The organism is Salinibacterium sp. dk2585 (assembly GCF_008001035.1).
In the GTDB taxonomy this organism is placed as follows: Bacteria; Actinomycetota; Actinomycetes; order Actinomycetales; family Microbacteriaceae; genus Homoserinimonas.
Genome location: NZ_CP042856.1, coordinates 2,730,777 through 2,753,346, shown reverse-complemented (window position 1 = coordinate 2,753,346; position 22,570 = coordinate 2,730,777). Strand labels below are relative to the sequence as shown.

Here is a 22,570-nt window from a genome sequence, read left to right as displayed (position 1 = left end):
GCGGATGCCGCGGCGCACGACAACGAGGGGGAGGCACTCATGAGTGAGCAACCAGGCGTGGACCCGAGGTTTCCCGCGGTGTTCCAGCGCGGCTATGCGGGTGGTGGCGAGACGCGGGCCGAGGCACGTCGTGACGGGGCCGGGTCGGTGGGCGCCGCTTCCCACGAGGTCGCAGCACGCCAGCCTGTCGCCGCGGCGAATCCCTCGGAGGTGACTGCGGCCCCGGATGCGGCCGCCCCGACGGCGCGAACCGAGGGCGCCATCGAGGAGCGCGAGCCGCGCGTCAACCCCTTCATCGTCGTGCTGTGGGTGCTGTCGCTGGCCTTGACAGTAGGCGGTGTGCGGGCAATCACGTGGACCTACTCCGACATGTCGCCGATCTGGAATGGCAACGGGCGGCCGATCGAGATGATGCTCATCGCGGTCATCAACCAGCTCGCCGGGCCGGTCATCGGCATCGGGCTGCTCGGCATCCTCGGCCTCCTGTTCTGGCACGCCGCCGCGTGGCGTCGGCGCGCGATCGCAGCGCAGCGGCATCCCGACTCCTGATGACGGCGACGACGGTGACCCGCTCGGTCGCGATCGACTGCCACCACTTCGACGCGAACCGCTGCCGCTCCTGCTCCCTGCTCGACCAGCCCTACGCCGTGCAGCTCGCGGCCAAGCAGCAGCGGGTGCGTGCACTGCTCGACCCGGCGATCCAGTGGCTGCCGCCCGTGCAGAGCGCCCAAGCGGGGTTCCGCAATAAGGCGAAACTCGTCGTCGGCGGCTCCGTCGCCGAGCCGACCCTCGGCATCCTGGACCGCCGCGGTGCCGGTGTCGACCTGCGGGACTGCCCGCTCTACCCCGAGGAGCTCGCGTCGAGCTTTCCCGCGCTCGCCGAGTTCGTGACTCGCTCCGGGCTGGACCCCTACGACGTGCCGGGTCGCCGCGGCATGCTCAAGTACTTCATCGTGACGGTGTCGCCGGATGCCGAGCTCATGCTCCGCATCGTCGTCGCCCACGAGAGCGCGGTGGAGGTCGTGCGTAACCACCTAGACTGGTTACAGGAGGCGATCCCGCGGCTCGCCGTGGCATCCGTCAACATCCACCCGGAGCACAAGGCCGTGCTGGAGGGCGAGGAGGAGATCGTGCTCACGGAGCGCGATTTCCTCCCCATGCGGCTCGGGGTCGTCGAGCTGCAGTTGCGCACACGGAGCTTCTTCCAGACGAACACCGAGGTCGCGCGCGCCCTGTACGCGCAGGCGGCCGAGTGGGTGGATGCCGCAGCTCCCGCGAGCGTGTGGGACCTGTACTGCGGGGTGGGCGGCTTCGCCCTCCACTGCGCGGCGCCGGGCCGCACCGTCGTGGGGGTCGAGGTGAGCGAGGAGGCGGTCGTCGCGGCGCAGGCGAGCGCGGAGGCATCCGGAATCGACGCCCGGTTCAGGGCGATGGATGCCGCGGCCTTCGCGCTCGACGACAGTGCCGACGCCCCCGAGCTCGTGATCGTCAACCCGCCCCGTCGCGGCATCGGCCCTGACCTGGCGCAGATGCTGGAGTCGTCGCGGGTGCGGACGGTCATCTACTCCAGCTGCAACGCAGAATCGCTCGCGCGCGACCTCACGCAGATGCCGTCGTTCACGGCGCGCCAGGCGCGGGTGCTCGACATGTTCCCGCACACGGGCCACTACGAGGTCATCGTGCGCCTCGAGCGCTGACGCCGCTTTCCCAACTCAGGAGTGGCCTCTCCCAATTCAGGAGTTGCACACCCGACTTCCTGAATTGTGAAAGCGGGGGATCGGGTAGAGTGCAATACCTGGAACGCCCCACGGCACTTCACTGAGGACCGCGGGCACGGAGCTCCGGCGAGGCCCACAGGCCCGACCGGAGGGCTTCGATTCTCTGGCACATCGCGCTCACTGTCGCCGCCATCACACGCCCCTCTCGCTCCATGTCTTCTGAGGAGACTTCCATGACCATTGACGCCGTCATCAACACCAGCACGACCGACATCACCGACGCCGAGATCTTCGCCGCCCACGAGGGAGGCAAGCTCTCCGTCGTCTCGAGGATGCCCCTCACGAGCAAGCGCGAGCTGTCGATCGCGTACACGCCCGGCGTCGCGAAGGTCTCCCGCGCGATCGCGAACGACCCCGGCATGCACGCGACCCACACCTGGGCGTCGCGGCTGGTCGTCGTGGTCTCGGATGGCACGGCCGTGCTCGGCCTGGGTGACATCGGCGCCGCGGCATCCCTCCCCGTCATGGAGGGCAAGAGCGCGCTGTTTCGCGAGTTCGGCGGCCTCGACTCGATCCCGCTCGTGCTCAACACGACTGACGTCGACGAGATCGTCGAGACGCTCGTGCGGCTGCGCCCCAGCTTCGGCGCCGTCAACCTGGAGGATGTGTCGGCACCCCGCTGCTTCGAGCTCGAGGAGAAGCTGATCGAGGCGCTCGACTGCCCCGTCATGCACGACGACCAGCACGGCACGGCGGTCGTCGTGCTCGCGGCCCTCACGAACGCGGCGCGTGTCGTCGGCAAGGATTTCTCCGCCATGCGGGTCGTTGTCAGCGGCGCGGGTGCCGCTGGTATCGCGATCGGGGAGGCACTCCTGACGGCGGGCGTGGGCGACGTCGTGCTGCTCGACTCGAAGGGCATCATCTCGAAGTCGCGCGCCGACCTCGGCGGCATCAAGTCCCACTACGCATCCATCACCAACCGGAACCAACTCGAGGGCGGCACACGCGAAGCGCTCGAGGGGGCCGACGCCTTCGTGGGTGTCTCCTCCGCGAAGGTCGACGAGACTCACCTCGAGGGCATGAACGAGGGTGCCATCGTCTTCGCCCTCTCGAACCCCGACCCCGAGGTGCTTCCGGATGTCGCGTCCCGCTACGCCTCGGTCGTGGCGACGGGTCGCAGCGACTTCCCCAACCAGATCAACAACGTGCTCGCGTTCCCCGGCATCTTCCGCGGTGCCCTCGACGCGCGCGCTCGCCGCATCACGCCCGCCATGAAGCTCGCCGCGGCGAACGCGATCGCCGATCTCGTGGGCGAGGATCTCGCGGCCGCCTACATCGTGCCGTCGCCGCTCGACCCGCGGGTGGCGGATGCTGTGGCATCCGCTGTGCAGAAGGCGGCAGTGCCGGAGGCCTGAACGTCGACCTCCTTGCGGGAGCACGCTTTCACAACTCAGGAGCCGGCTTCCCTAATTCAGCAAGGAAGAGCGCCTTCCTGAATTAGTAAGGTCACGCGTCGGCGGGCACCCGCACCGTGAGGCCTCCGGGGTCGACCTTGGCACGGAGGGCGACGGCCTTGCCGAACTCGTCACCGTCGAGCTCGAACTCCTCGGGGCGGCTGAGGCGCGCGACGAAGGTCGAGCCCTTCATGTACCGCATGGTGCGCACCTCCCTGGTGTAGCTGAGGAGCTTGCGGCCGACCTGCGTTCGGCGAAGCACGCCGTTCTCCCACACGATCGTGATCCACACCTGGACCCAGCCGAAGAGCCCCTTGGGCCGGAGCGCGACGACGTCGAAGATGCCGTCGTCGATCGCGGCCTCCGGCAGCAGCAGGATGTTGCCGGGCAACGATCCGCAGTTGCCGATGAGTACCGTGTGCGCCGACATCGCACGGGCGGGGGAGTCGTCGACGCTGAAGCGCATGCGCAGTCGGGTGTTGCCGCGAAGTGAGCGGATGATGGCGTCGACGTAGGCGAGCCAGCCCACCTTCTTCTTCAGCTCGGGGTTGGTGTTGGCGATCATCTGCGCGTCGAGACCGACGCCCGCCATGACGACGAAGACGAACTTGTCGCGCGTGCCGTCCTCACGTTCTGCCTCGACGAGGCCAAGGTCGATGGGACGGTCCTTGCCGAAGAATGCCGCGCCGACCGAGTGCTCGAGGTTGTCGAGGGTGAGGTCGAGGTTGCGGGCGAGAAGGTTGCCCGTGCCGGAGGGGAGGAGGGCGAGCCGGGCATCCGTGCCGTGGAGTCCCTCGGCTACGCAGCGCACGGTGCCGTCACCGCCGGCCGCCATGACGACGCTCGCGCCCTGGGCGACGGCCTCCCTGGTCTGCCCGATGCCCGGGTCATCGACCGTCGTCTCGAACCAGAGGGTCTCCTCCCAATTCGCCTGCTGCTCGACCATCGCCACTACCTCGCGGAGTGCCTCGATGTCGACCTTGATGGGGTTGTAGACGACGGCCGCGCGTCGAGTTGAGGTTGCCACGACTCCCAAGCTACGTCATGACACGCCCGAATAGACTGGGAGGGTGATTGACCCGCAGCTGCTTCGTGAGAACCCCGACGCCATCCGAGTTTCCCAGCGAGCGCGCGGCGCATCCGTCGAGCTGGTCGATGAGGCGCTCGCCGCCGACCAGCGTCGCCGCAGCGCCATCTCCGAGTCGGAGTCGCTGCGTGCCGAGCAGAAGGCCTTCGGCAAGCAGGTCGCGCAGGCGAAGGGCGACGAAAAGCAGCAGTTGCTTGCCAAGGCGCAGCAGATGGCGGCCCGAGTCAAGGAGCTCGCGGCGGTAACGGCGGATGCCGAGGCCGAGTTCACAAGGTTGGCGGGCGCCATCCAGAACCCCATCATCGATGGTGTGCCCTCGGGCGGCGAGGAGGATTTCGTCACCCTGCGGGAGGTGGGGGAGAAGGCGAGATTCGACTTCGAGCCCCGCGACCACGCGGAGCTGGGCGAACTGCTCGGCGCGATCGACATCCCGCGCGGCGTCAAGGTCTCGGGCAGCCGCTTCTACTTCCTGCGCGGCATCGGTGCCCGGCTCGAGCTCGCGCTCATGAACATGGCCCTCGACAAGGCCATCGCGGAGAGCTTCGTGCCGCTCATCACGCCGACGCTCGTGCGGCCCGAGGTCATGGCAGGCACGGGCTTCCTCGGTGAGCACTCCGACGAGATCTACTACCTCCCCGCCGACGACCTCTACCTGACGGGCACGAGCGAGGTGGCGCTCGCCGGCTACCACGCCGACGAGATCATCGACCTCTCGGGCGGGCCCATGCGCTACGCGGGCTGGTCTACCTGCTACCGCCGCGAGGCCGGGTCTGCGGGCAAGGACAACCGCGGCATCCTGCGCGTGCACCAGTTCAACAAGCTGGAGATGTTCAGCTACGCGCTGCCCGAAGATGCGGAAGCTGAGCACGAGAGGCTCGTTGGCTTCCAGGAGCAGATGCTGCAGGCGTGCGAGCTCAGCTACCGCGTGATCGACGTCGCGGCCGGCGACCTCGGCTCAAGCGCGGCACGCAAGTTCGACATCGAGGCGTGGGTGCCGACGCAGGGCACCTATCGTGAGCTCACGAGCACCTCGAACTGCACGACGTATCAGGCGCGTCGCCTCGACATCCGCTCCCGCGGCGAGTCGGGCAAGACGGCGCCGGTCGCCACCCTCAACGGAACCCTCGCCACAACCCGCTGGCTTGTCGCGATCCTTGAGACCCACCAGCAGGCCGACGGGTCGGTGCGCGTGCCTGAGGCGCTGCGCCCCTACCTGGGTGGCCTCGAAACGATGGAGCCGATCAAGCAGTGACCGACCCCGTGAAGCAGCAGGACGTTCCCGACTCGATTCCCGCGCCCGACGCGCCCGCGACCGCCACCGCGCGGACGCTGACCCCGACGACGGATGCCCCGTGGCTCGTCGCCCTCGATGTCGATGGCACGATCATGCTCGCCGATGGCACGATCACTCCCGCCGTCGCATCCGAGGTGGCACGCCTGCGCGATGCCGGGCACGAGGTCATGATCGCGACCGGTCGGGCGGTGTCGATGACGCTCCCCGTCGTGGAGCAGCTGCAGATCGCGCCCGAGTACCTCGTGTGCTCGAACGGTGCCGTCACGATGCGCCGAGACCCGAATGCCCCGCTCGGTTACACGCGCGCCCACGTCGAGACCTTCAACCCCACCGGCGTGCTCACTGCGATCCACGACCGACTCGAGGGCGCGAGCTTCGCCGTCGAGGATGAACACGGCCACTACCGCTATGTCGGCGACTTTCCCAACGCGTCCCTCGGCATCTCAAGCGAGCAGGTCGAGTTCGAGCAACTGCTCGACGTGGAGGCCACCCGCGTCGTCGTGCTCTCCTTCGAGCACGGGCAGGAGGAGTTCCTGGGCATTGTCGAGGAGATCGGCCTGCACAAGGTGAGCTACAACATCGGATGGACCGCCTGGCTTGACATCGCCCCCGACGGCGTCAACAAGGCGACCGGCATGGAGCGTGTCCGCGAGTGGCTCGACATGCCACGGTCCCGCATCATCGCGGTCGGTGATGGGCGTAATGACCTCGAGCTGCTCGAGTGGGCCGCAGTGCAGGGACGCGGCGTCGCGATGGGCCAGGCGCCAGAGGAGGTCAAGGCGGCGGCGAACGAACTGACCGGCCGTGACGACGAAGACGGCCTGGCGTCGGCCCTCGCGCGGGTTGAGTAACGAGCGCACCTAGCGCATCGAAACCTAGCGGTCGCACCCCGGTTTCGATACAGCCGTGGCGGGCTTACTCAACCCGCCGGTAGCGTTCCGCCGGGCATCCGTTAGAATCGGCCGTCGGGGGAGACTCCGGGAGGGCTGTCCGAGCGGCCGATGGAGCTGGTCTTGAAAACCAGTGGGCAGCAATGCCTCGTGGGTTCGAATCCCACGCCCTCCGCCATTGCCAGAACTGCAGGAGGCGAGACAGCGTGACCCGAACGACGCCACGTGCAGCGCCGAGCGTGATTGCACGTCACGGACGCCTGCGCGCATCCGGAACGCTTGTCGGCCTGCTCAAGCTCGTGGGCGCATCCCTCGTCGTCGTGCTCGTCAGCGGTCTCGCGGTCGCGGGCCTGACGGTGCAGCAGCTGCAGTCGAGCATCACCTCGGTCGCGCTGGAGGGCGAGGATGAGGCCCCGCCGCCCGCGATCGGTGCGGCCGAGGGTGGGTTCAACGTGCTCATCGTCGGCAGTGACGAGTGCGAGGCAGAGGGCGGATGTCGCGACCGCCAGGGTCGCCTCAATGACGTCAACATCCTCGTGCACGTGTCGGAGGACCACAGCAACGCGACCGCGGTCAGCTTCCCGCGCGACCTCGTCGTGCCGATTCCCGCGTGCCAGCGTGAGGACGGCGAAGGCCGCCTCCCTTCGATGTCGGCTCAGCCGATCAACGTCGCGCTCTCGCACGGCGGCCTCAACTGCGTCGTGCGTACGGTCGAGGAGCTCACGGGCCTCGAGATCCCGTACGCAGCCATGACGACCTTCACCGGTGTCGTCTACATGTCGAGCGCGGTCGGGGGCGTCACCGTCTGCACGACCGGCCCCATGGTCGACCGGCTCTCGGGCATCAACCTGCCGACGGCGGGCGAGTGGACCCTCGTCGGCCACGACGCGCTCGCCTTCCTCCGAAGCCGCCACGGGGTCGGCGATGGCAGCGACCTCGGCCGCATCAGCTCGCAGCAGGTCTTCCTCTCGGCCCTCGCCCGAAAGGTGACGTCTGAGGGCGTGCTCGACGACCCCACCACCATCTACCGACTCGCGAACGCGGCCACGCAGAACATGACGCTCTCCAACAGCATGACGAACGTCACGACGCTCGTGTCGATGGCGAGCGTGTTCAGGAACATGAGCCTCGACCGCATCACCTTCGTGCAGTACCCGAGCACGACCGGCGTCGGCGGCGTCTATGAGGGGAAGGTCGCGCCGATCAAGTCCGTCGCGGAGGAGCTCATGGAGAAACTCCAGAACGACGAGCCGATCATCCCGTCTGAGACGGGCCGCGGTTCGGTCGAGACGGAGCCCGAGGCTCCCACCGATCCCGGGACGCCCGAGGTGCCGGCTGACCCTGCGACGCCGACGGATCCGGTAACCCCCGCTGACCCTGCGACCCCCACGGATCCGGCGACCCCCGCCGCGCCCGAAGCGATCAAGGGCCTCCTCGGCCAGTCGGCAGCACAGAACACCTGCGCCAAGGTCAACCGGCACTAACCCGCTCCGGGCGTGAATCGGAGTCTCGCCCGCATGCCGCTATGATGGGTCGAGCAACTGGAGACGTCGCATAGTCCGGCCTAGTGCACCACCCTGCTAAGGTGGAGTCCCCGTAAGGGGACCAGGGGTTCAAATCCCCTCGTCTCCGCGCAAATCGAAACCCCCGGAACCTCCTGGTTACCGGGGGTTTTCGCGTCCGCCGCCCGCTCCGGCGTATCAGCGCTGCCTTTTTCGTCACTGCGCCTGGACATTCGGCCGCGGTGATGAGAGAAGGCAGCGCGGATGCATCGTGGGCTTCGCGGAGCACGTGCACCACCGCTGGTAGGCGAGACTTGTCCCATGCCCGCTTCATCGCAGACCCAGCCAAACTTCCAGCGCAATGCGCTCGCCCCCGGGCTCCTCGCGGCCGTCACGCTGCTCGTGTCGCCGCTGTTCCTTGAGGGCACGGGTGCCTTCATCATCCGCTTCATCGTGGCGATCCTCGCGCTCGTCGTGGCGTGGTTCGCGTGGCAGGCGGGGCAGTGGTGGTGGACGGCCGTCTTCGCGGTCGTCGCCGTGCTGTGGAACCCCGTGTGGCCCTTCGACTTCTCCGGCACCTGGTGGACGGCGGCGCAACCGCTCGCGGGCGCACTCTTCATCGCGGCGGGCATCCTCATTAAGAGCGTGCGCACAGCCGAACGCTGACTTAGTCGGCGGGGGCCTCCGGAACCCGCACGCGCAGCAGCACCGCTTCATCACCGCTGCCGGGGATGACGGCAACGAGCCGTTCGTCATCGAGCCATACGGCGGCGACCGCGTTGGCCGCGAACGAGAGCACCGCGTTCTCGCCACCGTTCCGCACGACGGCGAGCGGGCGCCCCTGCGAATGCTCCACGATCGATCGCGCGTCGCGGCTGCCTCCCGAGAGCCGCCACGGGATCTCGGTGTCGGATGCATCGGCCGCCACGATCGCGGAGCCCCCAGCGTTCACAGCCAGCACGGGCACACTCGTCGAGTGTGTCGAAACCGGGGTGACCGTGCCGTCCGCGGCGACCGTGAAGACGTTCGTCTCGGTTGCGACCCACAGGAGGCCCGAGGCATCCGTCGCGAGGCGCGTGTCGGAGGCGAGCCTCGCCGGGTCTGCTGCCAGGAGGACCGATTGCTCGCCTGAGGCGTCGACCTGCCGGATTGTGTAGGTTCCGCCCCTGCCGTCGGGCAGCGGATATTCGTCGGCGTAATCGACGTATGTGATGCGCTCGCCGTCTGTCGCGATAGCCCCGACGCGGGTGGCCGTCACCGGCAGGCGCTCCCATCTCTTGGTGGTGGTGTCGATGCGGTAGAGGCCGGGCGGGTGGGGTGTGCTGAGGAGAGGCGCGCCGACGGCGGCGAGCAGCAGGGTGGGCGACGCGGCGGCCAGGTGGTTCGGCGTGGGTGACTCGAAGTCGTTGAATCGGCGGACCGTCTCGCCGTTGGCGTCGATGTGCAGCCAGGATCCGCTCGATGCAGACCAGAAGCCGCCGTCGGTGTCATTCGTGACGACGTGCATGACGTAGGTGACATCCGTTGGCCTGGACTCTTGGCTGCCTTCCGTGGCGGACTCATAGGTGAGGGGTTCGGCGAGCCACACGTCGGATTGCGCGCCCGGCGCGCACGAGCTCATTCCCGCGACCAGCGCGAGCGCGAGCATGCCAGCCCAGGTTCGTCGCCTGCGTGTCGCCCCCATTCCGACAGCTTGGCATGGGATGTGCCCATCAGATTGACCGCGGCCCGACTCAGGCGCATAATCTAAAACGACAGTACTGTCGTTTTAGATCGCGCGTGATGCGCAGCAGGCACGAGGAGAAACAATGTCGAAGCAGCGGGTCGTCGTGATCGGTGCAGGTGTGCTCGGGCTGTTCACGGCTCGCGAGCTCCTCCAGCACTCGGACATCGAGGTCACGGTGCTTGACAAGGCGCACCCCGGTGACGGTTCCTCCGGTCGCTCGGTCGGCATGGTCGAGACGCAGTACTTCACGCGCCCCACGGTCGAGGTGCGCGCCTACGGGCGTGAACACTACGCCCAGCTCGAGCAGGAGGGCCTCACCTTCACGCACGGCGGCTACCTCCGGCTTGCGCGCACCGAGGCCGACATGGAGAGCTTCCGCGAGAGCATCGCGATCCAGCGCGAGTTCGGCATCGAAGACGTCGAGATCCTCAGCGCCGTGGACATCGCCACCCGCTGGCCCCAGATCATCACCGAGGGTCTCATCGGGGGCCTCCTCGGCACCTGGGACGGTTTCGTCGACGGCTTCGAGGTCTGCCAGAACCTCGCCGCGTGGGTGCGCTCGCAGGGCGGCACGGTCAAGACCGGCCAGGAGGTCACGGGGGCAACCCGCGACGGCGACGACGTATGGCGCATCACGACCGCAGCGGGCGAGTACGAGGCCGACGTCGTCGTCAACGCGGCAGGCCCCCACGCGGGCGTGATCGGTGAGATGCTCGGCGCCCCCGTCCCGCTGCTCCCCATGCTCCACGGCGCCGTCACGGTGCGCGTGCCCGAGTTCGAGACCCCCACGCCCTTCGTCATGGACTACATCCCCGGCTCGGGTGTCGACGGTGTCTATTTCCGCTCTGAGGGCACGCAGCACCTCATCGCCGGCCTCCACACGGAAGAGGTCATCGGCGACGCGGTCAGCCCAGACGTGCTCCTGCGCTCGGTCGGTGACGACGTGCTCGAGCGCATCGTCGAACTCCTCGCGGAGCGCCTCAGCAACGCCGACGACCTCGAGCTCGACCGCAGCTGGCAGGGCATCTACCCCATGACGCCCGACCACCAGCCCATCGTGGGCGCGCACCCCGCGGCATCCGGAGTCGTGTGCGCGCTCGGCGCCGGTGGCTCGGGCATCCAGCTCTCCCCGGCGATCGGCCGCCTCGCAGCCGACGCCGTGCGCGGCATCCAGGAGCCGGCGTTCGAGATCGCGCCGGAGTGGGACGCGGCGCGCTTCAGCGAGAGCGCGTAGCCGCCCTCGTTCAGCCACGCGCGTGTTTGGTAGCAGTGCACACGCTAGAACATGCGCGCGGCCCCCAATGCTGCGCACGGCGCGCTGGCCGAAGCAGAAAACTCCCAGCCCCGACGGGTGGCTTCGGACGTAGCATCCGGGCAAGCGACGCCACCGTGGGTGGCGCAGAGCGGAGGATGCCGTGGCCACTCATCCTCGCCGCCTGCTTCGTGCAGGCGCTGCAGTCGTGGCCCTCGTGCTTGCGGGCGGGGTTCTGTCGGGGTGCTCGAGTGGCGGCCCCGCCGAGGTGCGCTTCCACCTGAGCAAGCCCGAGGCGATCCCGTACTTCCGCGACTTGATCAGGGAATACAACGACTCGCAGGATGACGTCGAAGTGGTCTTCGACACCTCATCCAACCTGCAGGCGGGGTTCCTCCGGGGCAATCCGCCCGACCTGGGTTTGCTGAACTACAACATGGAGATGGCGCGCTTCATGGAGCGCGGTGCCCTCAGCGACCTGGGCGACATGCCCGAGGCGGAGCGCATCCGACCCGACGTGCAGGAACTCGTCGACCAGTACGCGACCTACCCCGGCCGCACGAGCGTGCTGCCGTACTCCGTGATGGCGGCATCCGTCATCTACAACGTCGACATCTTCGAACAGAACGGCCTCGAGGTGCCGACGACCTGGGAAGAGCTGCTCGCCGTCTGTGACACGCTCCAGGCGGCGGGCGTCACCCCCTTCTACGGAACGTTCAAGGAACCGTGGTCGATCGGCCAGGGCTGGTTCGACTACTCGGTCGGCGGCATGGTCGACGTCGCGCCGTTCGTAGAAGAGATTAACGAGCTCGGCACGGAGATCGGCCCCGACTCCGAGGTGTCGTTCCAGGAGACCCTCAAGGAGCCGGCCGAGCGCATGATGCAGCTGGCCGAGCACGCGAACCCGGATGCCGCCAGCCGCGGTTACGGCGACGGCAACCTCGCCTTCGCCAAGGGAGAGGCGGCCATGTACCTGCAGGGGCCGTGGGCCCTCGGCGAGATCGCGAAGACCGACGACCAGCTCAAGCTGGGTACTTTCCCCCTGCCGATGACCGACAACCCGGACGACCTCAAGGTGCGCGTCAACATCGACCTGGCCGCGTGGATCCCGGAGTCGTCGCAGCAGAAGGAGGGCGCGCGGGAATTCCTGAGCTACATCATGCAGCAGGAGGTCATGGACGAGTACAACGCCGAGTTCCTGGGCTTCGGCACGACGACGGATGCCGCCCCTGCGACCGATGAGCGCATCCTCGCCATGCAGCCCTACTACGACGACGGCCGCTTCTACCAGGGCGTCACCAAGGCGGTGCCGTTGACCATCCCGATCGACAACCTCCTACAGGGCCTCATCACGGGCGGCAGCGTCGACAGCACACTCCGCCGTCTCGACCAGGAATGGGCGCGGCTCGCGCTGCGCCAGTAGGGGAGTGGCACGATGACGAGCAGCACCACCGCGATCACGACTCCGGATGCCTCGACTGGCGATGTCCGCACCCTCAGGTCGCGCAAGGCGGGCCGGCGCCGTGCGGTCGACCCGGTGTACTACGCGTTCCTCCTGCCCGCGCTGATCCTCTTCACGCTCTGCATCACGATGCCCGCCGTCATCGGCATCTTCTTCAGCTTCACCAACTCGATCGGGTTCGGGGACTGGGATTTCATCGGCTTCACCAACTACATCGCCGTGTTCTCCGACCCGGCGATCTGGGCCAGCTATGGCTTCACCTTCGGCTTCGCGGCCGTCACGGTCGTGCTCGTCAACGTGATCGCGCTGTTCCTGGCAGTGCTGCTGGTGTCGCGCATCCGCTTCAAGACGGCGCTGCGCACGGTCTTCGTGATCCCCATGGTCATCTCGGGCATCGTCATCGCCTACGTCTTCAACTTCCTCTTCTCCAACTCGGTGCCGGAGCTGGGTGCGGCGATGGGGGTTGGCTGGCTGTCGGACAGCATCCTCGCCAATCCCGACCTGGCGTGGCTCGCGATCGTGATCGTGACGGCGTGGCAGGCGATCCCGGGGACCCTGCTCATCTACATCGCTGGCCTGCTGTCCATTCCGGGGGATGTTTACGAGGCGGCGGAGATCGATGGGGCGGGCAAACGCCAGCAGTTCTTCAGGATCACCCTGCCCCTTGTCGCGGGCTACGTCGTCATCAATGTGATCCTCGGCTTCAAGAATTACCTCAACGCCTACGACATCATCGTGGGTCTCACCGATGGCGGGCCCGGCACGGCGACGCGCTCGATCGCGATGACGATCGTGACGGGCTTCACGAGCGGCGACTACGCCTACCAGATGGCGAATGCCGCCATCTTCTTCGTCATCGCGGTCGTGATCGCACTCGCGCAACTGCGGGTTACGCGGGGAAGGAGTGTGCTCTGATGACCCAGACGCAACCCGCTGTGGCGGCGCGGGAAGCCAACGCGATCGACCCGGAGCGACCAGGGGGCGTGCCCTCGAGGGGCCGAGGACGTGTCGGTGCGGAGCGCGTGAACTGGCCTGGCGCGATCATCCTGTTCCTCTGCGCACTCACGGTGCTGGTGCCGCTCTATGTGACGATCGCGATGTCGTTCAAGACGACGGGACAGGCAGTCGACGGCAACGCCTTCGCGCTGCCTGCGCCGTTCAGCGTCGACGGCTTCGTGCAGGCATGGGAGTTGACCGACTTCCCCGTCGCGTTCACGGTGTCGGCGCTCATCACGGTGGTGACGGTCGCTGGCACCGTGATCCTTGCGGCGGCAGCATCCTTCGCGATCACCCGCAATTGGGATCGGCGCCTGTTCCGGTGGTCGTTCTTCTACCTCCTGGCGGCGATGTTCCTGCCGTTCCCGGTCGTGGCGCTGCCGCAGATCCAGCTCACCGGGCTCGCGGGGCTCGACAACCCTGCCGGGGTGGCGCTGCTGCACATCATGTTCCAGTTGTCGTTCAGCATCCTGCTCTTCACGGCGTTCCTGCGCTCGATCCCCGACGAGCTTGAGGAGAGCGCGCGCATCGATGGGGCGACCACGTGGCAGACGTTCTGGCGGCTCATCTTCCCGCTGCTCGCGCCCATGAGCGCGACGGTCGGCATCTTTGCGTTCCTCGCCTCCTGGAACGACTTCATGATGCCCTCGCTCATCATCTCCGACCCGGCGTTGCAGACCCTGCCGGTCGTGCAGGACATGTTCCAGACGCAGTTCAGCAACAACTACAACGTGTCCTTCGCGTCGTACCTCATGGCCATGGCCCCCGCGATCATCGTCTACCTCTTCACGCAGCGCTGGGTGATGGAGGGTGTCACGCAGGGCGCCGTCAAGGGCTGAGCGCGGCAGTGGGCGAGCGGATGTCGCGGCTCGCGTTCCTAGGTTGCAGAGCGCAACCAAACGAAGAGGGCCCCGGGTGCTTCCGGGGCCCTCGCTCTTGGTAGGAGATTGTTCAGTTGATAGCGAAGAATGCGTCGTCCGCGATGACCCCCGGTGTCACGCGGATGAGCCCATCAAGACTGCTCGGGACGGCGAAGACCAGGTTGCCTGCATCGGTTGCGCCCGCATACATGGATGCACGGCCGAAGACCGGCTCTGGGGGCACGACTGTGGTGTCCCATGTGTTGATGACAGCGCCGTCGGCGGTCACATAGTCAACACTCACGAAAGCCGACATGCCCTCCTCTGCTCCCTTGTACGCAGCAGATACCTCCACCATCACGTACTGGAATCCCTCTGGTGCGGGTTCGTTGAACATGTTGGCAGCCGCGACCTGGTCTGCGACCTCCGTATGGACAGCAAGGACCGTCACATCCCAGTCGCTTGAGCTGACCGTCGAGCCGAGGGGAAGCGGGTTCTCGCGCGTACCCTCAGCGCCGGCGGCCCCGTCGTTGGAAGCAGGCTCTTCTTCGCTGCTCTCGGTGGTAATTTCCGCCTGCTTTACGATCTCGTCGACCGCGCTGATCGTGGCAGCCGTGAATGCGCCCGCCACGAGGGTGGCGATAAGGGATGCGATCACCGCAACGGCTCCAAGCGCCAGGCCTGTGATCGCAAAACCCTTGGACTGCTTCTTGACGAGTGCCAGCACTGCCAGGACTACCGCGGCGATGCCAAGCACGATTCCGAGCAGCGGTACGAGACCGGTGAGGAATGCGACGATGCCGACCACCAGGGCGGCGATTGCCAGCCCTGCCGGGGTCTTGGCGGCGGGAGCCGTGGTGGCGGAGGACGATGCCGGGATGGGGACGCCGGTCTGTTCCGCGCCCCCGCTGTGCAAATTAGTCATCCTCATATACTGGCGGATGCCACCGACGCTGATTGACCGATCGCCTCGCCTACTCCAGTTCCACGAAAGCGCGGTCGACGCGCGACCCCGGCTGGACGCGCAGGAGAAGCGCTCGCTACGTGGCCACCGCGGAGAGCTCCACGGCGGCGTCGCAGGCGATGTCGAGCATGCGCCGCTGCACGGGCTCGTAGTCCTCGAGCCATTCGTCGGTCGCGCGGTTGCCGTGTGTTGCCAGCACGGCACCGTAGCGCCGGCCGAGGGCGCGGGCGACGGCGAAGACCGTCTCACACTCCATGTCCATCGCGTCTGCGCCGAGTCGGCTCACGTGCTCGAGTCGTTGGGCTGCCACGTCCTCCAGGCCGGGGAGCGCTCGGCCTTCGCCCACATAGTACGAGTCGCATGACAGCACTGTGATGGGTGTGAGGCGTTCGTTCGCCCGCTGTGCTGCGAGGTCGAGCGCTGCACTGACCTCGGGGTGCGCCGTGATGGGCTCGGAATCCCGCGTGTAAAAGCGGGCTGCCCCGCCGTCGCGAAGGGCCTTCCGCACGTTCGTGATCGTGCCAGGAGTGATGGATGGGGGGGTTGCCCCCATGCCGCCGACCCGGATGAAGGTGCTGACCCCGAGTCTGCTGAGTTCGACGATGGCGATCTCGGTCGACGGTCCCCCGATCCCGGTGGAGCAGACGGCGATGTCGGTGCCATGGCGCGTGCCGACGGCGAGTCGGTACTCGCGGCGGCTGCCCACGAGTTCGAAGTCATCGAGGGCGTGTGCCGCCATGTCGACGCGTGCGGGGTCCCCGGGCAAGAGGCAGACGGGCGGCAGGTGTCGGCCATCCGTGGGGATGTGCGGGGGGAGTCCGCCAAGCCACGGGTCTGCTGCAGTTCGTACCGCCACGGTGCCTCCGATCCAACTTCCGCGTCGCGGAAACATATCTTTTGCAAATCACTCTAAAGGGCCGCAGTACGCCCCTGTGACTCGCGGGCATCCAAGCGACCGTTTCCGCAGAACTATTTACAACCCCGTAACTTGAGGGTGAAACGCGGCGTAGTGCGTTTGACAAGGATGAAGAAGCTCCCCGATACTTCCAACACGTTGTCGGAAAGCTTCTTTCCGTAAAACGGAAAGAAATTATCAAGAGTGCGACGCCGGAAGGTCGGCTCCGCGCACGCAGCGCCCAAGGACGGCAATGAGCAAATTTCTCGCGATCACCGATGTCACGAAGGTCTACCGCGCTGCGAAGGGTCAAGACGTCACGGCACTCGATAACGTCTCACTGGACATCGAGGACGGCCAGATCGTCGCCCTCATCGGGCCGAGTGGATGCGGCAAATCCACGCTGCTGCGCATGATCGCCGGCCTCGACACCGACTACCAGGGCGACATCTCCTGGCAGACGCCGCCCAAGGCAGGCCGTGACATCGGCTACGTCTTCCAGGAGCACGCCCTGCTGCCATGGCGCACCATCCAGCGCAATGTCGCACTCGGACTCGAGACGAGCGGGATGGACAAGACCGCGATCAACGCTCGTGTCAGCGAACTGTTGCAGATGGTCGGACTCGGGGATTTCGCCAACTCGTACCCCTCCGAGCTGTCCGGCGGCATGCGCCAGCGCGTCTCGATTGTGCGGGCCCTCGCCTATGACCCGCGCATCCTGCTCATGGACGAGCCGTTTGGTGCGCTCGACGCGATCACGCGCGACCGCCTCCAAGACGACCTGCTGCGTATCTGGGAGCAGACGAAGAAGACCATCGTGCTCGTCACCCACAGCGTCGAAGAAGCGGCATACCTGGCAGACCGGGTCGTCGTCATGAGCCCGCGTCCCGGTCGCATCCGGGCCATCCACGACGTGCCGCTCTCGCGCGACCGTGACCAGTCCACGCGGGAACTCCCCGAATTCGCACAGTTCGCCAACATGCTCCGCGGACAGCTGGCATGACCCAGGCAGTCGCCACTACGCAGGCCGCCGCCGCGCGCGCCGCCTCACCCGCGCTCCGTCACCTCCTGGTGACACTTGCGTACCTTCTCGTCATCGTCGGGGTGTGGCACCTCTACGTCACGCTGGCTGACGTGCCCGTGTACCTGCTCCCGGCACCGGATGCCGTCTGGCAATCCCTCGTCACCATGAGTGAGCAGGGCCTCCTCTGGGGCAATGTGCTCTACACGGTGCGGAACATCCTTATCGGTTTCGTGGGCGGCATCGTCATCGGCATGGTGCTCGGCTACGTGCTCTGGGCGTCCCGGTGGGCTCGCGAGATCGCCGCGCCGTACATCGTCGTCTTGCAGGCCGCTCCGAAGATCGCGATCGCACCACTCCTGGTGCTGTGGTTCGGCCTCGGATTCGAATCGCAGCTCGTGCTCATCCTCATGCTGTCGTTCTTCCCCATGATGGTGTCGATGCGCCTCGGGCTGGAGTCGATTTCGTCCGACGTCGAGACGCTCGGTCGGCTGCTGGGGATGAGCCGCTGGCGCTACTTCCGCACCGTGCAGCTCCCTGGCTCGATGCCGGAACTCATGTCGGGCGCGAAGATCGCGATCATCGATGCCATGACGGGGGCCTTTCTCGCCGAGTACATCTCCGCGCAGGTCGGCCTCGGCTACCTGATGGTGCTCGGCAACAGCTCCTACAACACCCCGATGCTCATCGCCGCGGTGCTGCTCACCGTCCTGGCGGGCCTCGCCGGCTTCGGAGCAATTGGACTCCTCGAGAAGCGGCTCCTGCGTTGGCGCAGGAGCCACTGACCAGACTCAACCTCCTTACGCACCACGAGAAACGAAAGGCACCATCAATGAAGTTCACTTCGCTCCGTCGGCCACTCGCCGTGGTTGCGGGTGTGGCCACCGTGGCCACGCTTGCAGCCTGCAGCCCCGCCGACAACGCTGCTAACGCTGACAAGGATGGCGAGCTCACGAGCGTCACCATCCAGATCGACGGGTCGGCGGTTCCCTACTACGCGCCTCTCTATGAGGCCGTCGAGCAGGGCTACTTTGAGGCGGAGGGTCTGGACGTCGAGTTCACCTACGCCGAGGCATCGAGCGTGCTGCAGAATGTCGCCGCGGGCAACGTCGAATTCGGGTTCCCCAACGGCGACTCGGTCATCACGGCGAAGGCCAACGGCGTCGACGTCGAGGTCGTGCACACGACCTACCAGCAGGGCATTGGGGCGGTGCTCTTCAACGAGGAGACGAACCCGATCAACGCTCCTGAGGACCTGGCGGGCAAGAAGATCGCCGTCACCGACCTCGGCAGCCCCAACTACATCCAGCTGCAGGCGATGCTGACGGATGCTGGCCTCACGCTCGCCGACGTTGAGGTCGTCACGGTCGGCACCGGCGCGATCGTCGCCGCACTCCAGAACGGTGAGGTCGACGCGATCGCGTTCTCGCGCCTGCGCTACTTCGCGCTCGAGAGCGCCGGCTTCCCCGTTGGCCAGCTGCTCGCTGACGAGTTCCTTCCGTCCTTCGGCAACGTGCTCGTCTCGAGCCCTTCGTTCCGCGAGGAGAACCCGGAGGCGGTTGCAGGGTTCGTGGCAGCGCTCGACAAGGGCATCCAGTACGTGATCGACAACACCGAGGAGTCGACGGCGAGCGTCATCAAGAAGTACGCCGACAGCTTCGCTGGCCAAGAGGAGCAGATCGCCAAGGTGCTCGCCGATGTCTACATCGCCGACCTCTGGCAGTCGGAGGGGACCAAGGAGCACGGCTTCGGCTACGCCAACCTCGAGCGCTGGCAGGCGGCCATCGACGCCCAGGTGTCGTTCGGTCTGATCGGCGAGGCATTCGACGCCGAGTCCCTGGTAGTTGAGCCCGGTGACCTCTAACATCTCGAACGCTGAGCGGGTGAGGCCTCTCCTTGTGGGAGGGGCCTCGCTCGCCCTCGGGATCGCTGGGTGGTGGGCGCTCGCCGAGCTCTCCGACATCCCGGCGTACTTGCTGCCGTCTCCCGGCGAGGTCGTCGACCGCGCCGTCGGGCTCTGGAACTCGGGTTCCTTGCAGCTGCACACCGCCCAGACCCTTGCTGAGGTCGGCCAGGGTGCTGCCATCGGCGCCGTGATCGGCGTCGTGCTGGCGATGGTGTTCTACCACGTGCCCTGGATCAACCGCCTGCTGATGCCGATCATCGTCGTCGCCCAGGTCACCCCCAAGATCTCGATCGCGCCGCTCATCGTGCTGTGGATCGGTCTCGGCATCGAGTCGAAGATCACGCTCGTGGCGCTCGTGGTCTTCTATCCGATCCTCATCAACATGCTCGCGCGCCTGCAGGCGATCCCGCCGACCATGCGCGACCTCGCGAAGATCACCGGCATGAGTCCGCTCCGCCGCGCATTCCGCATCGAGTTCCCCTTCACGTTCCCCGCGATCGCGGCGGGACTCAAGATCGGACTCCTCGCGGGTGTGACGGCGGCCGTCATCGGCGAGTTCATCGGTGCGACCGCAGGTCTCGGGTACCTCGAGAAGCAGGGGCAGGACAACGACGACATCCGGCTCGTCATGGTCGCCCTCATCCTCCTGTCGCTCATCGGCTACGTGCTCTGGGCCCTGGTCGGGCTCGTCGAGAAGAAGGTCACCCGGCGGTACGAATGACACTCCACAGCATGACGACGGCTCCCGCATCGCGTCGGGACTTCATCGCCGCCCGGCCGCAGACCGCGGTAGACCTCGGGGTGTCGATCGGGTCGCTTCGCCTACGTAACCCAGTCATGCCGGCATCCGGATGCTTCGGTCCGGAACTCGGACGGCTCATCCCGAGCTCTGAGATCGGTGCCGCGGTCACCAAGACTGTGTTCCATGACTCGCGCGGCGGAAACCCCGTGCACCGGCTCACCGAGATCGAGGCGGGCATGGTCAACAGTGTCGGGATACCGAGCCGTGGCCCACAGGGGTACCTCGAGGAACTGCACCCCCAATACGCGGCCCTCGACACCCCGACGATCATCAGCGTCGGCGGACACCGTGTGCACGAGTACGCGCCCCTTGTCGAAGCGCTCGGCGACGCCGGGGACGCATTTGAACTCAACGTCTCATGCCCGAACCTCGACCGAGAGGGCACCGACATCGGCGCCGACCCGGAGGCGGTGCGCCAGGTCGTGAGTGCCGTGCGGCAGGTCACCGCTCGGCCCCTCATCGTCAAACTGCCGGCCATGGTGGCGTCTATTGCCGAGAGCGCGCTCGCCGCGCAAGCCGGGGGAGCCGACGCGGTCGCGGTCTCGAACTCCGTTCCGTCGCTCCCGCTGCTGCGCCGGGGTGGCCGACGCGTGCCCGCGCTCGGCAACGTCGTGGGAGGGCTCTCTGGTCCTGCCATCCGCCCCATCGTCACCCGGCTCGTGTGGCAGTCTGCTCGCGCCGTCGAGATCCCGGTCATCGCCTGCGGCGGTATCGAAACGGCGGATGATGCGCTTGACTACATCTCGGTTGGGGCGACGGCGGTCCAGATCGGCACGGCGAACTTCGGTACGCCGTTCGCGATGGTGGCAATAGCGCGCGAGCTGCAGGAACGCTGCGCACGCGCCGGGGCCTCCGACCTCCACATGTTGCTTGAGCTGGAGGAGGGGCCATGATCGCGGCCGCTGCAGAACCCGTCGAGAAGAACCTGAGGTCCGACGAGAAGCCCATGCACGTCGTTGTGCGGGCGCTCTCGGTGCTCACTGCCCTGAGCGACCGCCGCGAGGGCTTGACGCTGCAGCAACTGCACCGGGAGCTCGACATCCCGCTCGGCAGCATCCATCGCCTGCTGCGCACCCTCGAGAGCGAGCGCTTCGTCCAGCGCTCGCCGCAGACGAAGCGTTACTCATTGGGGCCGTCGGCGCTCGCGCTCGGCTACCACCAACAGTTTGACTCGTACCTCATCGCGCCGCCTGAGCCTCTCCTTGTGGCGGGGCGCGACAGCGGAGAGACCGTCTTCTTGACCCGCATGGTCGACAGCCGGGTCGTGTGCATTGCGCTGGTCGAGTCGCGCCATCCGCTTCGTCTCTTTGTGCGAGTCGGCCAGGAGATGCCGCTGCACGCGGCGGCATCCGCCCGCATCGTGCTCGCGCACAAGGACCCAACGCTCGTCGAGGCGCTGCTCACCGGCCACCAGCTCGAGGCCTTCACCCGCGGAACCGTGCGCGAGGTCAACCAGCTCATCGACCATCTCGCCACGGCCCGCCGACGTGGCTTCGACGTATGCCGCAGCGAACTCGACGATGACGTCTGGGCCGTTGCCGCCCCTGTGTACGACGCCGCCGGGCACGTGGAGTGCGGCATAGCGCTCGCGGCCGCCGCGGGCAGGGTTGAGACGATCGAGCGCCGCGCCGACTACACCGAGATCGTGATGCGTGCGGCGGAGGCGCTCTCGAGAGCGCAGGGGTACGCCGGCCCCATTGCGACCCCCACGCGCGAGGAGCTGCTCGCCCTCTACTCGGGCGGGGACTCAGACAACCCCTTCGACAACGGCACCACGATGAAAAAGGCACCATGAGCAACGCGCACCCCTATCCCGACCTGGTTGATCGGCCCGAAGCCCTCCGGCTCCGCGAGCTCGCGAATGACCTCGCGGCAGTGTGGCCGACCCCGGATGTGCCCGTCGACGGATGGATGATGCGTCCCTCGATCCTCCGCCGGGTGGCATCCGAGATGGCCGCTCGCGTTGCGGGCGATGTCGACCGGGTCATCGCGCTCGGGCCGGGTGCGAGCGTGCTCGGAAGCGCTGTCTCACTCGCAACGGGCCTGCCCTTTTGCGCGGTGCAGCCCGACGGAACGAGCCTCGGCGCCAGGCACCGGGGCGAGACGGTTGTCGTCATCTCGGTCGACGGGGAGCGTCGAGACCCCGATTGGCTGTCCGCGTTCGAGGTTGCCCAGCGGCTCAGCGTCGTCCCCGGTGCATCCGACGCACATGACTGTGAGCCACTCATCACCCGGTGGCCGCTGCGAAATGGCCCAGTGACACCACTCACGAAGGAGAATCCCAATGACTGACATCACGGCGCAGATCGCCGCCATCGCGGTGGACGGCGAAGAGACGCGCAGGCTCGAGCTGGCTCTCGACCCCGCCGCTGTCCAGCTGCTCGGCGCGGCCATCGCTGACAGGGCGCGTGAGCACAGCCCGTCCCTCGTGCTCAGCTGGGCGGGCGATGACATTGTGCTCGCACATGCGGTTGCGAGTGCGCTCGGAGTCCCCAGAGCGGTCGTATCGCTCGACCTCGGACTCATCAGTGTCGACCCGCAGCTCGAGGCTGGCACCCGCGGCATGCTCGTCGCGTCGACATTCACCTCCGAGACGCCAATCGCATCCATCGCCACCATGCTGGGCGAGCGCGGGCATGAACTCGTGCTCGCCGCCGCGATCGAGGGTCGCGCCGCCGACGTAGGCGAGACCCCCTTCGTCGCCCTCAATTGACTGCGCGGCGCAGAGCCGCATCCCATTG

23 protein-coding genes and 2 tRNA genes are annotated in these 22,570 nt (G+C 67.1%); 21 read left to right on the top strand and 4 right to left on the bottom strand.

Features of this window, described 5'->3' with window-relative positions; translation table 11 throughout:
• Positions 1-39 precede the first annotated feature (39 nt).
• The 3 genes from FVA74_RS13090 (at position 40) to FVA74_RS13080 (ending at position 3,133) form a co-directional block, all read left to right on the top strand.
• Positions 40-549, top strand: a complete 510-nt coding sequence (locus FVA74_RS13090) for a hypothetical protein (RefSeq protein WP_147722911.1) — start codon at positions 40-42, stop codon at positions 547-549.
• A gap of 32 nt (positions 550-581) precedes the next feature.
• On the top strand, positions 582-1,697 hold the full coding sequence (gene rlmC, locus FVA74_RS13085; RefSeq protein WP_147723234.1) for a 23S rRNA (uracil(747)-C(5))-methyltransferase RlmC: 1,116 nt from the start codon (positions 582-584) through the stop codon (positions 1,695-1,697).
• A 254-nt stretch (positions 1,698-1,951) separates the two neighbouring features.
• Positions 1,952-3,133, top strand: coding sequence for an NADP-dependent malic enzyme (locus FVA74_RS13080; protein ID WP_147722910.1), 1,182 nt, complete (start codon positions 1,952-1,954; stop codon positions 3,131-3,133).
• Positions 3,134-3,224: 91 nt separating this feature from the next.
• On the opposite strand, the gene FVA74_RS13075 is transcribed toward FVA74_RS13080, so the two are convergent.
• Positions 3,225-4,199, bottom strand: coding sequence for a diacylglycerol kinase family protein (locus FVA74_RS13075; RefSeq protein ID WP_240792249.1), 975 nt, complete (start codon positions 4,197-4,199; stop codon positions 3,225-3,227).
• A 43-nt stretch (positions 4,200-4,242) separates the two neighbouring features.
• Between FVA74_RS13075 and serS the strand changes: the two genes are divergently transcribed.
• The 6 genes from serS (at position 4,243) to FVA74_RS13045 (ending at position 8,611) form a co-directional block, all read left to right on the top strand.
• Positions 4,243-5,511 (top strand): serine--tRNA ligase, encoded by a 1,269-nt coding sequence (gene serS, locus FVA74_RS13070; protein WP_147722909.1) that lies wholly within the window; start codon positions 4,243-4,245, stop codon positions 5,509-5,511.
• The gene (locus tag FVA74_RS13065) at positions 5,508-6,404 is read left to right on the top strand and encodes an HAD family hydrolase (RefSeq protein WP_240792248.1); all 897 of its coding nucleotides are present in this window, start codon (positions 5,508-5,510) and stop codon (positions 6,402-6,404) included. The genes serS and FVA74_RS13065 overlap by 4 nt, the downstream gene beginning before the upstream one ends.
• Before the next feature lie 129 nt (positions 6,405-6,533).
• Positions 6,534-6,621 (top strand) — tRNA-Ser (locus FVA74_RS13060).
• Positions 6,622-6,649: 28 nt separating this feature from the next.
• Positions 6,650-7,927 carry an LCP family protein gene (locus FVA74_RS13850; protein WP_304610599.1) on the top strand — a complete coding sequence of 426 codons (1,278 nt, stop codon included), beginning with the start codon at positions 6,650-6,652 and terminating at the stop codon, positions 7,925-7,927.
• A 59-nt stretch (positions 7,928-7,986) separates the two neighbouring features.
• Positions 7,987-8,075: transfer RNA gene (locus tag FVA74_RS13050), tRNA-Ser, on the top strand.
• Positions 8,076-8,266: 191 nt separating this feature from the next.
• On the top strand, positions 8,267-8,611 hold the full coding sequence (locus FVA74_RS13045) for a DUF6804 family protein (RefSeq protein ID WP_147722907.1): 345 nt from the start codon (positions 8,267-8,269) through the stop codon (positions 8,609-8,611).
• 1 nt (position 8,612) lies between these two features.
• Here FVA74_RS13045 and FVA74_RS13040 read toward each other — a convergent pair whose 3' ends face one another.
• Positions 8,613-9,629 (bottom strand): hypothetical protein, encoded by a 1,017-nt coding sequence (locus FVA74_RS13040; protein ID WP_147722906.1) that lies wholly within the window; start codon positions 9,627-9,629, stop codon positions 8,613-8,615.
• Positions 9,630-9,753: 124 nt separating this feature from the next.
• Here FVA74_RS13040 and FVA74_RS13035 point away from each other — a divergent pair, with 124 nt between their 5' ends.
• The 4 genes from FVA74_RS13035 (at position 9,754) to FVA74_RS13020 (ending at position 14,220) form a co-directional block, all read left to right on the top strand.
• Positions 9,754-10,905, top strand: a complete 1,152-nt coding sequence (locus FVA74_RS13035; RefSeq protein ID WP_147722905.1) for an FAD-binding oxidoreductase — start codon at positions 9,754-9,756, stop codon at positions 10,903-10,905.
• A gap of 181 nt (positions 10,906-11,086) precedes the next feature.
• On the top strand, positions 11,087-12,346 hold the full coding sequence (locus FVA74_RS13030) for an ABC transporter substrate-binding protein (RefSeq protein WP_147722904.1): 1,260 nt from the start codon (positions 11,087-11,089) through the stop codon (positions 12,344-12,346).
• 12 nt (positions 12,347-12,358) lie between these two features.
• Entirely contained in the window at positions 12,359-13,300 is a 942-nt protein-coding gene (locus FVA74_RS13025; protein WP_147722903.1) for a carbohydrate ABC transporter permease, read from the top strand.
• Positions 13,300-14,220, top strand: coding sequence for a carbohydrate ABC transporter permease (locus tag FVA74_RS13020; RefSeq protein WP_147722902.1), 921 nt, complete (start codon positions 13,300-13,302; stop codon positions 14,218-14,220). The genes FVA74_RS13025 and FVA74_RS13020 overlap by 1 nt, the downstream gene beginning before the upstream one ends.
• A gap of 112 nt (positions 14,221-14,332) precedes the next feature.
• Here the strand turns inward: FVA74_RS13020 and FVA74_RS13015 are convergent, their stop codons facing one another.
• Both FVA74_RS13015 and FVA74_RS13010 read right to left on the bottom strand, forming a co-directional pair.
• Positions 14,333-15,166, bottom strand: a complete 834-nt coding sequence (locus FVA74_RS13015) for a DUF4190 domain-containing protein (protein ID WP_147722901.1) — start codon at positions 15,164-15,166, stop codon at positions 14,333-14,335.
• 115 nt (positions 15,167-15,281) lie between these two features.
• Positions 15,282-16,061 (bottom strand): nucleoside phosphorylase, encoded by a 780-nt coding sequence (locus FVA74_RS13010; protein ID WP_206022637.1) that lies wholly within the window; start codon positions 16,059-16,061, stop codon positions 15,282-15,284.
• Positions 16,062-16,353: 292 nt separating this feature from the next.
• Between FVA74_RS13010 and FVA74_RS13005 the strand changes: the two genes are divergently transcribed.
• Genes FVA74_RS13005 through FVA74_RS12970 form a run of 8 tightly spaced genes read left to right on the top strand, consistent with a single transcriptional unit; the run spans position 16,354 to position 22,542 of the window.
• Positions 16,354-17,103 carry an ABC transporter ATP-binding protein gene (locus tag FVA74_RS13005; protein ID WP_147722899.1) on the top strand — a complete coding sequence of 250 codons (750 nt, stop codon included), beginning with the start codon at positions 16,354-16,356 and terminating at the stop codon, positions 17,101-17,103.
• A complete protein-coding gene (locus tag FVA74_RS13000) occupies positions 17,100-17,906 on the top strand; it encodes an ABC transporter permease (protein ID WP_147722898.1) in 807 nt (268 codons plus the stop codon). The genes FVA74_RS13005 and FVA74_RS13000 overlap by 4 nt, the downstream gene beginning before the upstream one ends.
• Positions 17,907-17,953: 47 nt before the next feature.
• A complete protein-coding gene (locus tag FVA74_RS12995) occupies positions 17,954-18,985 on the top strand; it encodes an ABC transporter substrate-binding protein (protein WP_147722897.1) in 1,032 nt (343 codons plus the stop codon).
• 19 nt (positions 18,986-19,004) lie between these two features.
• Entirely contained in the window at positions 19,005-19,748 is a 744-nt protein-coding gene (locus FVA74_RS12990) for an ABC transporter permease (protein ID WP_206022636.1), read from the top strand.
• A gap of 11 nt (positions 19,749-19,759) precedes the next feature.
• Positions 19,760-20,722 (top strand): dihydroorotate dehydrogenase, encoded by a 963-nt coding sequence (locus FVA74_RS12985; RefSeq protein ID WP_168220139.1) that lies wholly within the window; start codon positions 19,760-19,762, stop codon positions 20,720-20,722.
• Entirely contained in the window at positions 20,719-21,624 is a 906-nt protein-coding gene (locus tag FVA74_RS12980; RefSeq protein WP_187266507.1) for an IclR family transcriptional regulator, read from the top strand. The genes FVA74_RS12985 and FVA74_RS12980 overlap by 4 nt, the downstream gene beginning before the upstream one ends.
• Entirely contained in the window at positions 21,621-22,121 is a 501-nt protein-coding gene (locus tag FVA74_RS12975) for a hypothetical protein (protein ID WP_147722894.1), read from the top strand. Before FVA74_RS12980 ends, FVA74_RS12975 begins: the two co-directional genes overlap by 4 nt.
• Complete coding sequence (locus tag FVA74_RS12970) at positions 22,114-22,542, top strand: hypothetical protein (RefSeq protein ID WP_147722893.1); 429 nt, start codon at positions 22,114-22,116, stop codon at positions 22,540-22,542. Before FVA74_RS12975 ends, FVA74_RS12970 begins: the two co-directional genes overlap by 8 nt.
• Positions 22,543-22,570 lie beyond the last annotated feature (28 nt).